The following is a 13,901-nucleotide window of genomic DNA, read 5'->3' as shown; positions in this document are numbered from 1 at the left end:
ATCCTGCGCACATCGTCGAGGTGTATTTGTGCGCAGACCGGTCCGATGCCAACCATTACCAATCGGCCTGCCAGCGACACTGCAAAGGAGAAGCACATGCCAGGGATAGGTCAACGACTTCGCGAGGAACGCAATCGGTTGAAACTGTCGCAAAGTGCACTGGGCACAATAGGCGGCGTAGAAACCAACGCCCAAGGGAATTACGAGAGCGGGGCCCGCTCCCCCAAGGCCGATTATCTGTTACGCATCACCAAGGCAGGCGTCGATATCCACTATGTCCTCACCGGCGTGCACGCGATCAAGCCCGACGAGGCCGAATCCGAACCCTCGCTGCCCCAAGACCCGCTGGTGGAGCAGGATCTGGACAAAGTCACTCATCAGCTGCATCGCAATCTGCACGGACTCATCGACGCGCTGTACGAGATGACCCTGCTGATAGAATCGCGAGTCAATGAAACCCATGACGAATCCCTCAGGACCGAGCTTCACACCATACGGACCGAGGCGCAGGAACTGGCTCAGGCCTCGGTGCGCCTGATCTTCGTCACCACGAAGCTGAGCTGGATGCCGACGGTGTACAACGTAACAGGGCCTGCGGCATGATCCGGGCTCTCGTCCCCAGCTTCAGGACCGCCTCATGCCCCTCTCTGACCCCGATTTTTCCCGCCTGACCGCCAGTGACGCCGCCCGTCTTCTGCAGCGTCGCGCGTTGACCGCGCAAGCCTTGCTGGGCGCCTGCATCGAGGTGATTCAGGACCGTGAGCCTCAGGTCTTGGCTTGGCGGGAATACGACGCACCGCGCGCCATGGAACAGGCTCGCCAGCTTGACCAAGGCCCGATTCGAGGTCCGTTGCACGGTCTGCCGCTCGGGGTCAAGGATCTGTTCGACACCCGGGACTTCCCCTCGGGCTATGGCTCGCCGGTCTACCGACAGCATCGACCGAGCAATGACGCCGCTGCGGTTGCGCTGTGCCGAGAGGCCGGTGCGATCGTACTGGGCAAGACCGTCACCACCGAGTTCGCCACCTTCACCCCTGGCCCCACTCGCAATCCCCATCACCCTGCGCACACCCCCGGCGGATCCTCGAGCGGTTCAGCGGCAGCCGTGGCCGCGCACATGGTGCCGCTGGCCCTGGGGACGCAGACGGCAGCGTCGGTGATTCGGCCCGCGGCGTATTGTGGCATCGTCGGTTTCAAGCCCAGCTTCGGGCTGATCCCCCGCGCTGGGGTGAAGAGCCTGAGCGAGTCGCTGGATACGGTGGGAGGCTTCGGTCGTTGCGTGGATGACGTGGCGTTGCTGACATCGGTGATGGCCTGCGCCCCGCAATGGCGTCAGTTACCCGAGGACCGCAAGCCGCGGATCGGTGTCTGTCGCACACCTCAATGGGACAAAGCGAGCCCTGCTGCTCGGCAGGCCTTCGAATCGACGGTGCAACGACTGATCGCGGTTGGGGTGCAGGTCGTCGATGTCACCCTCGCCGACAGCGTGTCGGCGTTGACAGATGTGCACGACGAAGTGATGTGCGCCGAAGCGTTCAAGGCATTGGCCGACGAGCGCGTGAATCACCCGGACCTGTTGAGTGAGCGCCTAAGGGCGATGCTGGAGCGCGGCTCGCGGATCACGTTCGAACAGAGCCTGCAACACCGCGCGCAACTGGCCTCGGCCCGGCATCGAATGGGGCGTGATTTTGCCGGTTACGATCTGCTGATGACGCCCAGTGCCTGCGGCGAGGCGGATTCAGGGCTGGAAGGCACGGGAGATCCGCTGTTTTCGCGGATCTGGAGCCTGCTGGGCTTGCCGAGTCTGAACCTGCCCGTGGGTGTCGGACCCCAAGGGTTGCCGCTGGGGGTTCAGTTGATCGGGCCGGTGATGAGCGATACCGCGACCCTGGCGTTTACCAGGTGGGTCGAGCAGGCCCTCGCAAGGGGCTGAACACCGAGCTGGGGGAAGATCAGATGATCACCACCGCCGGCAAGCCGGACTGCTACGGCCTTCGGCCAGAATCAACAGCCTGAATGCGACATCACCCTTGTAGCAGCACGGCTTGCCGGCGGTGGCGTTCTCATGATCACCAACGCCGGCAAGCCGGACTGCCACAGGATTCAGGCGACTGACGGGTTCATCAGCGACGCTTCAACCGGTCAATGATCACCGCCAGCAACAGGATCGTGCCGCGGATCACGTACTGGTAGAACGTGTCGATGTTCTTCAGGTTCATGGCGTTCTCGATGATCGCCAGAATCAGCACCCCGGCGATCACATGACGAATCATGCCGATCCCGCCGCTGAGCGATACCCCGCCCAGCACACAGGCAGAAATCACCGTCAGTTCGAAACCCTGACCGATCATCGGCTGACCCGACGTCATGCGCGAAGCCAGCACCACACCGGCCAGAGCGCCGATCAGCCCGTGTACGGCAAAGATGATGATCTTGGTGCGATCGACATGCACACCCGCCAGTAATGCCGCTTCCTGGTTGCCGCCGATGGCCAGCGAGTTGCGCCCGTAAGTGGTGTAGTTGAGCAGCCAGCCGAAGAACACGAAGCAGACGATGGTGATCAGGATCGGCACCGGAACGCCAAACAACTGGCCGTTACCGAAGACGAAGAATGCCTCATCACCGACGCCCACCGCCTTGCCGTTGGAGAAGATGTACGCCAGACCGCGCACGATCTGCATGGTCGCAAGCGTGGTGATCAACGCGTTGATCCGCAGTTTGGCAATGACGATGCCGTTGATCAGCCCCACCAGCAAGCCCATGGCCAATGCCGCCGACACACCCAGGAACACGCTGTCGGTGTCACGGATCACGATCCCCGCGATGACTCCGGAGCAGGCCAGCACCGAACCGACCGACAGGTCGAAATGCCCGGATGCCAGACAGAACAGCATGGTGCAGGCGGCGATGCCGACCGTGGAAATCGCCAGGCCCAGGCCACGCATGTTCAGCGGGGACATGAAGTTGTCGATGAGCAAGGCACAGAGCACAAAGATGCCCAATGCGGCCAGGAGCATGGCCCAGTCGTCGACGAATCGACGCATGTTCATGCCCTGGCGGGGAGCCGTCAGGCTGGTTTCGGTAGACATACGCACCTCGTTTTTATTTTTCACTGTCATGACCAGATATCAACCGCGCGTGCGCGGCAGTGCCAGTTGCAACAACCGTTGTTCATTGGCCTCATCGCGAGACAGCTCGCCGGTGATGGCGCCTTCGCTCATGACCAGAATGCGGTCGGAAATCCCCATGACCTCCATCAGATCGCTGGACACCACNAGATCTCGGATTTGGCACCGATGTCGATGCCACGGGTCGGCTCGTCGAGCAGCAGGACCTTCATCGGCATCGACAGCCAGCGGCCAAGAATCGCCTTCTGCTGATTGCCGCCTGACAGAAACAGCATCTGCTGCTCTGGCGATGGCGTCTTGACGTTCATCGAGCGAATCTGATGTTTCGCGTTGTCCCGTTCCCAGCGGCCCTGGATCAAACAACCCAGGTGCACATGCCGGGGACGCGCGCCGATGTTGATGTTCTCGGCGACGCTGGACAGCGGCACGATCCCTTCTTTCTTGCGGTCTTCCGGGCACAACAGAATGCCGGCGGCAATTGCATCCCGTGGCGACTTCAGCGTCAGCGGTTTGCCATCGAGTTGCAGCGTCCCGGCCTGGCTACGGGTCAGCCCGGACAGAATCCGGAACAGTTCGGTACGACCCGCACCCACCAGCCCGAAGAAACCCAGCACCTCGCCCTTCTCCACCGCGAAACTCACCGGTTCCTGAAGGCCAGGCCCCATCAGACCGGTGACACGCAGGCTCGGCCCCTGATGCTGGCGAGCGCGGTAGTTGTAGATGTCCTGAATGTCACGCCCGACCATACAGGTCACGAGACGATCATGGTCAAGGTCCGCCATGTCATCGAAGGTGCGTACGAAGCGCCCGTCCTTGAACACGGTCACGGCATCGCACACGCGGAAGATTTCTTCCATGCGGTGCGACACGTAGAGAATGACCCGGCCCTCATCGCGCAACTTGACGATGATCGCCATCAGACGATCGATCTCACGGGCGGACAGGCTGCTGGTGGGTTCGTCGAAGGCGATGACGTGAGCATTGCGCGACATGGCCTTGGCGATTTCCACCAACTGCCGCTGACCCAACGAAAGATCGCCCAGTCGGGTGCCAGGATCGATTTCATCCGCCAGGCCCTTGAGCAACTCGCGGGCGCGACGCATCATCGCCCGCCGGTTGACCAGACCCCAGCGGTTGGGCATGTGCCCCAGCAGCAGGTTTTCCGCCACCGACATTTCCGGCACCAGGTGCAATTCCTGGTGAATCACCGCGACCCCGGCCGCGATGCTGTCTGCGGTGGATTTGAACGCCAGGTGCTGATCGCCGATCTGCAGGTCGCCGCTGTTGGGCTGATACGAACCACCCAGAATCTTGAGCAGCGTCGACTTGCCCGCGCCGTTCTCGCCCATCAGCGCATGCACGCTGCCTGGCCGAGCTTCGAAATTGATGTCCGACAGCGCTTTCACGCCGGGAAAGGTCTTGCCAATCCCGTTGAAGCGCAGACTGCCGCCGGACGGCTGTTGTTGTGCTGATGCCTGTTGCATGAACCACCTCCTCCTCGCTCCAACCATCGGGTGTGGAGCGAGGCCTTGCAGATGTCGGCCTGAAGCATCAGGCCTGCCGATGTGCGCCGCGGATTACTTGTAAAGGCCGATCTTGCTCAGCACTTCCTTGAAGTTTTCACGGGTGATCAGGGTCACGTCATCCATGGCGGTGTATTTGGCGGGTTCCTTGCCGGTGGTGACCCACTCGTACATCTGCAGGGCGGTGTTGTAGCCCTCTTTGTCAGGGCTTGGCAGCATCGAACCGAAGAAGCCGCTCTTGGCCTTTTTCAGCTCGTCAATGGCGTCGGTGCCATTGATGCCGATGCCGATCACGTTATCTGCGGAAAAACCTGCGCCAGCGGTCGCCCGCACGCCACCGAGCACGGTGTTGTCGTTCATGCCGCCCACGATCAAATTCTTCGCGCCGCTTGGCAGTTTAGGCAGGGCCGCGTTGGTTGCGTCCATGCTGCCGGGCACGTCGAGGGTTTTCTGCGGGGTGAACAGGATGTGGTCTTCAGGCAGACCGGCTTTTTTCAACGCATCGACCGAACCGTCGGTGCGTTTCTTGCCAGTGTCCAGCTCGTTGTAGGTGTTGATGATCGCGTAGGTCTCTTTCCAGTCCCACTTGCGATTCTGCGCTTCGGTGGCCATGGCCGCGCCTTGTTTCTGACCGACTTCGAACGCGGCCATCCCCACGTAAGGCACGTCCTCCATGAACTTGCCTTTGGCGTCGACGAAACGGTCGTCCACCGCCATGACCTTCAGGTCGTTGGCCTTGGCCTTGGCGACGATGGCAGGGCCCAGCGAGACGTCAGGCGGGCAGATGACGAAACCCTTGGCGCCATTGGCGGCGAGGTTGTCGATGGCGGTGAGGGTTTTTTCGCCGTCGGGTACGGCAATCTTGATCACTTCGAAGCCGTGGTCCTTACCGGCCTTTTCAGCGAACTGCCATTCGGTCTGGAACCATGGCTCCTCGGCCTGTTTGACGAGGAAGCCGATCTTGACCGGATCGGCAGCGGATACACCGCCGCTCATGCCAACGATGGCGGTGGCAACAGCGGCACAGCACAGGGAACGGATCCCGTGGCGACTCAACATAGCTAACTCCTTATTTTTATTGACTAGCTACAGCGTCCAGCAGTGAGTGTCGTGACGGCCCGTGATGAAATCACTGAAGAGCCGAGCGACTGAAAACAGTCATATCATATTATCAATGCAGCCTATGTAACCGAGTGTCACACCCCTCGTCCCTGGCCCTTCCTCAACCGGCAAAACGGTCGGAGGGCATACCCTTGATGCCGGTCTCCACCTGCAAAACACAGCCATCCAGATCCAGCGCATCGCTGGCAGGTCTCGCGCTGGTGACGAACAGCGTGGTCATGTCCGGACCGCCGAACACGCAACTGGTAGGGTGACTGACGGGCAATTCGACGACGCGGTCGACGCTGCCGTCCGGGGCGAAACGAATCAGACAGTGACCGCCCCATCGCGCGTTCCACACATAGCCTTCGGCGTCCATGGCCGAACCGTCAGGGTCTCCGCGCTCGTGCTGCTGCGCCCAGATACGACGCTCGCCCAGCGAGCCATCGGCCTGTATCGGGTAGCGGTAAATCACGCCATCGAGGCTGTCTGCGGTGAGCAGCGCGCCATGATCGTCCTGCCATAGCAGCGTGTTGACGATGCCCTGCCCGCCGAGCAATGGCGTAACCGACGCGTCGGCGTGAACCCGAAACAGTCCACCGGAACGACGCTCCAGCGGCACGTCGCCGCCCTGAGCATCGAGGTTGTTCTGCATGCTCCCCAGCCACAGCCGGCCATGACCATCGCAACGGGCTTCGTTGGCCCGATTGCCCTGGACCGGATCGGCCACGCACAGCAGCGACAACCGGGGGTGATCGGCCGGGGAGCTCAAGTCAAGACGGTAGACGCCGCTGGCCAAGGTTACCAGCGCATCGCCTTGCGTCGTGGGAATGAACGCTGAAACCGGCTCGTTGAACTGCCAGTGACGCACCTGCTCTCGATGCAGGCGCAACGCACGGAATCCGGCGATATCAACCCAGTACAACGCATGCTGGATGTCATCCCAGAACGGCCCTTCGGCCAATTTGAATCGCTGGTCACAGACCGGCTGCCACTTCATACGTAGGTCCTGTTCTTATTGTTGTCGAGGGCTGCTCGCCCCGTTTTGCTGCGTGATGCTTCTGGCTCGAGCGCTGACTACTTCAGCGCTTGCTGCTTCAACCCCTGCTGCGCCAACGAGCGGGAAATCACCTCACAGGCGTTCTCGATCAGGCTCATACAGGCCCAGACGCCACGGGCCGCGTCTCGGCTGGCGATGGCGTCGGCCAGTTCCTTGTGCAACGGCAGCGTTCTGCCCAACTCGCCTGGTACCGCCGACGACACCTCGAAAGAGATCGCCAGCAAAGCGCCCAACGCCGGCAACATCTGTTCGATGAACTGGTTGTGACTGGCCGCCAGCACTGCCTCGTGAAAACACTGGTCGGCGTGGTTGTAGTCCCCCATGTCCGCGACACTGGTTTCCAGCACCCGATACGCCGCCTGGATCTCGGCAATCTGTTGCGCGGTGGCCCGCTCGCAGGCCCAGCGCACCGCCATCGGTTCGATGGCGCGACGCAGATCCAGCAAATCCATCACAAAACCTTGCGTCAGGCCCTTGGCCGCCAACCAGCCGACCACCTGCGGGTCGAACAGATTCCAGCTGCGCAACGGCAAGACCCGTGTCCCGACTTTCGGCCCCACCTCCAGCATGCCCTTGGCCACCAATGTCTTGATGGCTTCGCGGATGACCGTACGGCTGACCCCGAATTCCTCACCCAGCGCCGCCTCGACCTTCAGCGACTGCCCAGGCCCCACGTTGCCGTGAGCAATCCAGGCTCCCAGACGGTCTACCGTCGACGCGTGAAAACTGTTGCTCATACATCCGCCCCTTATCGCGGTGCTTTCCGCGATTTGAGGCTAATCATCATACGATTGGGTGTCAAACGCCTGTACAACCCGAAAAAGCGGGTCTAAACCTGTTCCGCGAACCAGGGCAGAATCAACGCTTTCCAAATAGTATTACAATTTATTTTTAAATCGAGTGTTTTTGATCTATAAATCGAAGAATCCGTTTTTCCACTCCTGAATAGTATTACCAAATACAGGTTGTAGGAGTCGAACTGTCGGGTCCTACAAAAACAGCTGCATCCCATAACAACAAAAGGAAGGACGCAATGAGGAAGACGCTTATCCCTGCTATCGGACTGTCACTGCTGGCCGCCGCGCTTTCGGCCAACGCTGCCGCCGGGCTCACCAGCGAACACGCCGCGTTCGGCAAGATGCCGGATGGCACCTCCGTCGAGAAATACACCCTGCGCAACAGTCTGGGCATGCAGGCCACGGTCATCACCTACGGCGGCACGCTGCAATCACTGCTGGTGCCGGACAAGAACGGCAAGACCGAGGACGTGGTCCTGGGCTTCGACGATCTGGACGGTTACCTCAAGGGCACCTCGTTCTTTGGTGCGACCATCGGCCGTTTCGGCAACCGCTTGGCAGACGGTAAATTCAGCCTCGACGGCAAGTCCTATCAGGTGCCGCAGAACGACAAGACCAACGCGCTCCACGGAGGCACCAAGGGCTTCGACAAACAGGTGTGGAAGGCTGAGTCCGTCAAGGACAAGGGCTGGGTCGGGGTCAAACTGACCTACGTCTCGGCGGACGGCGAAATGGGCTTTCCGGGAACCCTGAAGACCGAAGTCACCTACAGCCTCAACGAGAAGAACGAACTGCGCATTCAGTACCACGCCACCACCGACAAACCGACGGTGCTGAACCTGACCAACCACAGCTATTTCAACCTGGCCGGCGCTGGCAATGGCGACATTCTCGATCAGGTGGCGATGGTCAAGGCCTCCCACTACACGCCGGTCAACGTGAAACTGATCCCGACCGGCGAACTGCCGCCCGTGGCAGGCACCCCGCTAGACTTCCTCAAGCCCACGGCGTTCGGCAAGCGGATTCGCGAAGACAACGAACAACTGAAATTCGCCGAGCCGACTCAGGGCGGCTATGACCACAACTGGGTGCTGGACACCAAAGGCAAGGTGTCGGAACTGGCCGCTGAAGTGGTTGACCCGAAATCCGGGCGCCACTTGCAACTGTTCACCAGCGAACCTGGCGTGCAGCTGTACACCGGCAATTTCCTGGACGGTACGGTCAAGGGCAAAGCGGGCAAGATCTACCCGCACTGGGGCGCGTTCACCCTTGAAACCCAGCACTACCCCGACTCCCCGAACCAGAAGGGCTTCCCGTCCACGCGTCTCGATCCGGGCAAGGCCTATACCCAGACCACCGTGTTCAAGTTCGTGAGCAAGTAACCTACACCCCTCCCCTCTGGCAGCACGGTCCTACCGGTGGTGGCGTCTTTCGCGACGCTGCCACCGGCAAGCCGTGCCGCTATCCGGCCTACCGCTATGGAACTTGCGTTCAGGGTTACAACGGCGGACGCTGCTGACCGACCCACTCCTGCACCGTCGCCCGCTGCCATTGACGCTGAGCGTATTGCACCAGCGGTGCAGGCACTTCATCGCCATTGAGAATCAGGCGGTTGAGCATCAGCGCCAGGTCGACATCGGCAATCGACCATTCACCGAACAGATGCTCCTGACCATCAGCCAGCAAGGCCTGGGCAGCGCTGATGAGTTTGTTCGCAGCCGCCTGCCCATCCGAGGACAGCGGCGGGTATTGGCGGCCGTAGAACACCACCAGCGTCGAACGCTCTTCGCGGATCGCCACCAGGTCGCTGCGCAACCACGCCTGGACCTGACGAGCACGAGCGCGTTGTTGCACGTCCCGGGGGTAGATCGGCGTCTGGGCAAAGCGGTCCTCGAGATACTCGGTAATCGCCGATGACTCGGAGAGGGAAAAGTCGCCATCGACCAGCATCGGCACCCGCTGTGTCAGGGACAGGTCCGCATAGCCCTTCGCCCGATGTCTGGCGGCGTGAAGATCAACCTTCATCAACTCGAAATCGATGTCCTTCTCTCGCAGGGCGACGAACACCGACATGGCATAAGGGCTGGTGAATCGGGCATCGATGTACAGGCGCACAGGGGCAGCATTCACGGGGCGATCTCCATATTTGTATCAGGGAAACGCCACGCTACGAGAATGTGCGGAACAAAGGAAATTCAGGTTTTTCATGGGGGCATTCCCGGCGGGAATAGAGATCTTGTGGGCAATAAAACGCCTCCACGAGGGAGGCGTCGTTATTCGGCGCGGCGCGAACCTCAGGCCAGATCGAAGCGGTCCAGGTTCATCACTTTCGTCCAGACCGCCACGAAGTCCTTCACGAATTTCTCGTGGGCATCCGCGCTGCCATACACCTCGCTCAACGCCCGCAACTGGGCGTGGGAACCGAACACCAGATCGACCCGAGTGCCCGTCCACTTGACCTCACCGGTCTTGCGGTCCCTGGCCTCGAACGTCTCGTTGGCGCCCGAGGTGGGTTTCCACTCCACGCTCATGTCCAGCAGGTTCTTGAAGAAGTCGTTGGTCAGCACGCCGGGACGTGTGGTGAAGACTCCATGCCTGCTCTCCCCGACATTGTTCCCCAGCACTCGCAGGCCACCGAGCAAGACCGTCATTTCCGGCGCGGACAGGGTCAGCAGTTGCGCTTTGTCCACCAGCAACTTCTCGGCAGACACCTTGTACTGGCCTTTGAGGTAATTGCGGAAACCATCGGCGATCGGTTCGAGGAATCCGAAGGACTCGACGTCGGTCTGCTCCTGAGAAGCGTCCGCACGGCCCGGCGAGAAAGGTACGGTCACACTCTGGCCCGCCTCCCTCGCCGCCTTTTCGACACCCGCGTTCCCGGCAAGGACGATGAGGTCAGCCAGCGAGATTTTCTTGCCGCTCGCCCCGCCGTTGTACTCGCCCTGAATGCGCTCCAGGACCTGCAACACTTTCCTCAGCCGTTCCGGCTGGTTGGCCGCCCAATCCTTCTGCGGCGCCAGACGCAGCCGCCCGCCATTGGCGCCGCCGCGCTTGTCGGAACCCCGGAAGGTCGAAGCCGCTGCCCAGGCGGTTGAAATCAGCTCCGAGACGGTCAGGCCTGATTCGAGGACTTTGCTCTTGAGCGCGGTGGCGTCGTCGTTATCGATCAGCGCACCGGTGACCTCCGGAATCGGGTCTTGCCACAGCAGTTCCTCGGTCGGGGTTTCCGGTCCGAGGTAACGCGCCAGCGGCCCCATGTCGCGGTGGGTGAGCTTGAACCAGGCGCGAGCGAACGCGTCGTCCAGTTGTTCGGGATTGTCCTTGAAGCGCCGTGAAATCTTCTCGTACTCAGGATCGAAACGCAGCGCCAGGTCCGAGGTCAGCATGCGCGGTTCCTGACGTTTGCTCGGGTCATGAGCGTGTGGAATCTGGCCCGCACCCGCTCCGCCTTTGGGTTTCCATTGATTGGCGCCGGCCGGACTCTTGTCCAGTTCCCATTCGAAGCCGAACAGGTTTTCCAGGTACTCGTTGCTCCATCGGGTCGGCGTAGAGGTCCAGGTCACCTCCAGCCCGCTGGTGATGGTGTCGCCACCCTTGCCGGTGCCAAATCTGTTGCGCCAGCCAAAGCCCTGCTCTTCCAGACCTGCCGCTTCGGGTTCCGCGCCTACGTTGTCGGCCGGGCCTGCGCCGTGGGTCTTGCCGAACGCGTGGCCACCGGCGATCAACGCCACGGTTTCCTCGTCGTTCATCGCCATGCGGCCAAAGGTTTCGCGGATGTCGTGGGCGGACTTGACCGGGTCCGGATGGCCGTCAGGGCCTTCCGGATTGACGTAAATCAGGCCCATCTGCACCGCAGCGAGCGGGTTTTCCAGAGTGCGATCACCGTCCGTGCGGCTGCTTTCTTCGCCGTGTTTGGCCGGTTCGGCCACCAGATCGCCCTGGCCCGGCTGTTCCATTTCCTTGTGCGCCCCATAGCGCTCTTCACCGCCGAGCCACGTGGTCTCCGAACCCCAATAGACATCTTCATCGGGCTCCCAGACATCCGGCCGGCCGCCGGAAAAGCCGAAGGTCTTGAAGCCCATGGACTCCAGCGCGACGTTGCCGGTGAGCACGATCAGGTCGGCCCAGGAGATCTTGCGGCCGTACTTTTGTTTGACCGGCCAGATCAGTCGACGGGCCTTGTCGAGGCTGACGTTATCCGGCCAGCTGTTGAGCGGCGCGAAACGCTGCTGCCCGGCCCCCGCCCCGCCTCGCCCATCAGCGGTGCGGTACGTCCCGGCACTGTGCCAGGCCATGCGGATGAACAGCGGCCCGTAATGACCGAAGTCCGCCGGCCACCAGTCCTGGGACTGGGTCATGACGGCCAGCAGGTCTTGCTTGACCGCGGCAAAGTCCAGTGACTTGAATTCTTTCGCATAGTCGAACGTCTCGCCCATCGGGTCGGACAGGGACGAATGCTGGTGGAGGATTTTCAGATTCAGTTGGTTCGGCCACCAGTCGCGGTTGGTGGTACCACCGCCGGCTGCGTGGTTGAAGGGGCATTTCGATTCGGTTGCCATGTTTTGATCTACCTTTGATCGTAGGCATCGGCAGCGCCCTTCCGAGCACCAGACAGATGCGTCAACTCAGTAGCACAAGGTGCTTATTCTTATCGCCTGATCAGGTTTCAACTGGACGGCCTTGGCCGACGCTAGATCAAGGGTAGACCCGTTCTGCCAGAGTTCTAATAGTCAAAGCATTGCGACACGATAGAGAGAGACTGTCAGCACGCTCGTTTTCCGACATGCCGTTGTCACAATGACCTCGAAGCGCTCTGGTAACCTGCCCGATCCGACATTCGACAGGTTTTTCCATGATCAACATTCGTGTCATGACGATGGATGACTACGACGCCGTCATCGCCCTCATGAGCAGCACCCCCGGCATCTCGCTGCGGGATGCCGACTCCCGCGAAGCCACCGAACGCTACCTGCAACGCAACCCCGGCATGAGCTTCGTTGCCCAAAGCGATGCCGGGCTCTGTGGCTGTGTGATGTGTGGTCACGACGGGCGACGCGGCTACCTGCAGCATCTGCTGGTGCTGCCCGCGTTCCGGCGTCAGGGCATCGCCCATGCGCTGGTGCAGCGCTGCCTGGCGAGTCTGGAAGCGCTGGGCATTGGCAAGACGCATCTCGACGTGCTCAAAGGCAATGACGCAGCCGCCCGCTACTGGCGCAATCAGGGCTGGACCTTGCGGCAGGACATCGACCGCTATTCGTTCACCCGCCCCGGCAACGAGAACGCTTGAGTCACCTCAGGCATCGCCGCTGAGCGCGCTCGCCGTTTCCGCCAGTATCTGCCGCAGCCATTGATGCGCCGGGTCGTTGCGATAGCGGACATGCCAGGCGATGTCCACCGGAAAGGTCCCCAGATCGACCGGGGCCGGGATCACCTTGAGCCGCGAGTCCTTGGCGATCTGGTTACAGATCAGGCGCGGCAGCGTGGCGCAGTAGTCGGTCATCGCAATGATTTCCGGCACCGCGAGGAAGTGCGTCACCGAGATCGCCAGTTCCCGTCGCAGGCCTTGCCGGTCGAGCGCCTGAAACAACCCGACGCGGATTCGCCCCGGTGGCAGGACGTTGACATGGCGCAGCGCCTCGTATTGCGTGCGTGACAGGCTGTCGCCGATTTCGGGATGGTCAGCGCGCACGACGCAGGCCAGACCATCGTCCATCAGGTGCTGAACGATCAGGTTATCGGGCGGATCGACGATACGCCCCAGCGCCATGTCGGTCGTCCCGGAGCTGACCCCTGTTTCCGCCAGGTCGCTGCCGAACGGTGCCAGCGCCACCTTGATCCCGGGCGCCAGTTCCCGCAACCGGGCAATCACCCTCGGCAAGAGCACGATTTCGACGTAGCTGTTCGGCGCGATGTTGAACTGACGCGTTGAGCTTGCAGGATCGAAATGCTGGCGCCCCAAAATGACTTCATCCAGGCGGGTCAGGGTCTCGACAATCGTCGGCGCAATTTCTTCGGCGAACTGCGTGGGTTTGATCCCATAGCGCTCACGGATGAACAGCGGATCGCGCAGGGTGTCGCGAAGGCGGTTCAGGGCATTGGACAAGGCCGGCTGCGTGATGCCCAGCCGTGCAGCGGCGCGGGTGACACTGCGCTCTTCCATGAGGGCCATGAAAACCGGCAATAGATTAAGGTCGTAGCGCATGACTTATAACGTCCTGTGAATATCTGGAATCATATAAGTAAATTTCTCGAATATCTGAGAATGGCGCAAAGTTAGCTCATCCAAAGGGAT

11 protein-coding genes and 1 pseudogene are annotated in these 13,901 nt (G+C 61.2%); 4 read left to right on the top strand and 8 right to left on the bottom strand.

The window, feature by feature from the left end; translation table 11 throughout:
* Positions 1 to 96 precede the first annotated feature (96 nt).
* Together D3M70_RS01325 and D3M70_RS01320 are read left to right on the top strand one after the other, a co-directional pair.
* Positions 97 to 603, top strand: coding sequence for a helix-turn-helix domain-containing protein (locus tag D3M70_RS01325; protein WP_120123710.1), 507 nt, complete (start codon positions 97 to 99; stop codon positions 601 to 603).
* Positions 604 to 637: 34 nt separating this feature from the next.
* Positions 638 to 1,933 (top strand): amidase, encoded by a 1,296-nt coding sequence (locus tag D3M70_RS01320; protein ID WP_120123708.1) that lies wholly within the window; start codon positions 638 to 640, stop codon positions 1,931 to 1,933.
* A 190-nt stretch (positions 1,934 to 2,123) separates the two neighbouring features.
* On the opposite strand, the gene araH is transcribed toward D3M70_RS01320, so the two are convergent.
* From araH to D3M70_RS01295, 5 genes and pseudogenes are all read right to left on the bottom strand, one after another.
* On the bottom strand, positions 2,124 to 3,089 hold the full coding sequence (araH, locus tag D3M70_RS01315) for an L-arabinose ABC transporter permease AraH (RefSeq protein WP_165869710.1): 966 nt from the start codon (positions 3,087 to 3,089) through the stop codon (positions 2,124 to 2,126).
* A 187-nt stretch (positions 3,090 to 3,276) separates the two neighbouring features.
* Positions 3,277 to 4,525, bottom strand: a pseudogene (locus D3M70_RS01310) (ATP-binding cassette domain-containing protein); the annotation flags it as partial.
* Between the two features lie 180 nt (positions 4,526 to 4,705).
* The gene (locus D3M70_RS01305) at positions 4,706 to 5,710 is read right to left on the bottom strand and encodes a substrate-binding domain-containing protein (protein ID WP_120123706.1); all 1,005 of its coding nucleotides are present in this window, start codon (positions 5,708 to 5,710) and stop codon (positions 4,706 to 4,708) included.
* A gap of 163 nt (positions 5,711 to 5,873) precedes the next feature.
* On the bottom strand, positions 5,874 to 6,752 hold the full coding sequence (locus tag D3M70_RS01300) for an SMP-30/gluconolactonase/LRE family protein (RefSeq protein ID WP_120123705.1): 879 nt from the start codon (positions 6,750 to 6,752) through the stop codon (positions 5,874 to 5,876).
* Between the two features lie 77 nt (positions 6,753 to 6,829).
* Entirely contained in the window at positions 6,830 to 7,549 is a 720-nt protein-coding gene (locus D3M70_RS01295; protein ID WP_120123703.1) for a FadR/GntR family transcriptional regulator, read from the bottom strand.
* Positions 7,550 to 7,845: 296 nt separating this feature from the next.
* Here D3M70_RS01295 and D3M70_RS01290 point away from each other — a divergent pair, with 296 nt between their 5' ends.
* Complete coding sequence (locus D3M70_RS01290) at positions 7,846 to 8,991, top strand: aldose epimerase family protein (protein ID WP_120123701.1); 1,146 nt, start codon at positions 7,846 to 7,848, stop codon at positions 8,989 to 8,991.
* Positions 8,992 to 9,106: 115 nt separating this feature from the next.
* Here the strand turns inward: D3M70_RS01290 and yfcF are convergent, their stop codons facing one another.
* Together yfcF and katG are read right to left on the bottom strand one after the other, a co-directional pair.
* Positions 9,107 to 9,739, bottom strand: coding sequence for a glutathione transferase (yfcF, locus tag D3M70_RS01285; RefSeq protein WP_120123699.1), 633 nt, complete (start codon positions 9,737 to 9,739; stop codon positions 9,107 to 9,109).
* A 164-nt stretch (positions 9,740 to 9,903) separates the two neighbouring features.
* A complete protein-coding gene (gene katG, locus D3M70_RS01280) occupies positions 9,904 to 12,168 on the bottom strand; it encodes a catalase/peroxidase HPI (protein WP_120123698.1) in 2,265 nt (754 codons plus the stop codon).
* Positions 12,169 to 12,461: 293 nt separating this feature from the next.
* Between katG and D3M70_RS01275 the strand changes: the two genes are divergently transcribed.
* Positions 12,462 to 12,896 carry a GNAT family N-acetyltransferase gene (locus tag D3M70_RS01275; protein ID WP_120123696.1) on the top strand — a complete coding sequence of 145 codons (435 nt, stop codon included), beginning with the start codon at positions 12,462 to 12,464 and terminating at the stop codon, positions 12,894 to 12,896.
* Positions 12,897 to 12,902: 6 nt separating this feature from the next.
* On the opposite strand, the gene D3M70_RS01270 is transcribed toward D3M70_RS01275, so the two are convergent.
* On the bottom strand, positions 12,903 to 13,811 hold the full coding sequence (locus D3M70_RS01270) for a LysR substrate-binding domain-containing protein (RefSeq protein WP_120123694.1): 909 nt from the start codon (positions 13,809 to 13,811) through the stop codon (positions 12,903 to 12,905).
* Positions 13,812 to 13,901 lie beyond the last annotated feature (90 nt).

The organism is Pseudomonas sp. LS-2 (assembly GCF_003605735.1).
GTDB lineage: Bacteria > Pseudomonadota > Gammaproteobacteria > Pseudomonadales > Pseudomonadaceae > Aquipseudomonas.
The sequence above is the reverse complement of the archived record's forward strand: the minus strand, read 5'-3'. Positions and strand labels throughout refer to the sequence as shown.

Coding starts and splice junctions, on each gene's coding strand:
- D3M70_RS01320 (WP_120123708.1), top strand. CDS start 638: ATGCCCCTCTCTGACCCCGATTTTTCCCGCCTGACCGCCAGTGACGCC.
- D3M70_RS01325 (WP_120123710.1), top strand. CDS start 97: ATGCCAGGGATAGGTCAACGACTTCGCGAGGAACGCAATCGGTTGAAA.
- araH (WP_165869710.1), bottom strand. CDS start 3,089: ATGTCTACCGAAACCAGCCTGACGGCTCCCCGCCAGGGCATGAACATG.
- D3M70_RS01295 (WP_120123703.1), bottom strand. CDS start 7,549: ATGAGCAACAGTTTTCACGCGTCGACGGTAGACCGTCTGGGAGCCTGG.
- D3M70_RS01275 (WP_120123696.1), top strand. CDS start 12,462: ATGATCAACATTCGTGTCATGACGATGGATGACTACGACGCCGTCATC.
- katG (WP_120123698.1), bottom strand. CDS start 12,168: ATGGCAACCGAATCGAAATGCCCCTTCAACCACGCAGCCGGCGGTGGT.
- D3M70_RS01290 (WP_120123701.1), top strand. CDS start 7,846: ATGAGGAAGACGCTTATCCCTGCTATCGGACTGTCACTGCTGGCCGCC.
- D3M70_RS01305 (WP_120123706.1), bottom strand. CDS start 5,710: ATGTTGAGTCGCCACGGGATCCGTTCCCTGTGCTGTGCCGCTGTTGCC.
- D3M70_RS01270 (WP_120123694.1), bottom strand. CDS start 13,811: ATGCGCTACGACCTTAATCTATTGCCGGTTTTCATGGCCCTCATGGAA.
- D3M70_RS01300 (WP_120123705.1), bottom strand. CDS start 6,752: ATGAAGTGGCAGCCGGTCTGTGACCAGCGATTCAAATTGGCCGAAGGG.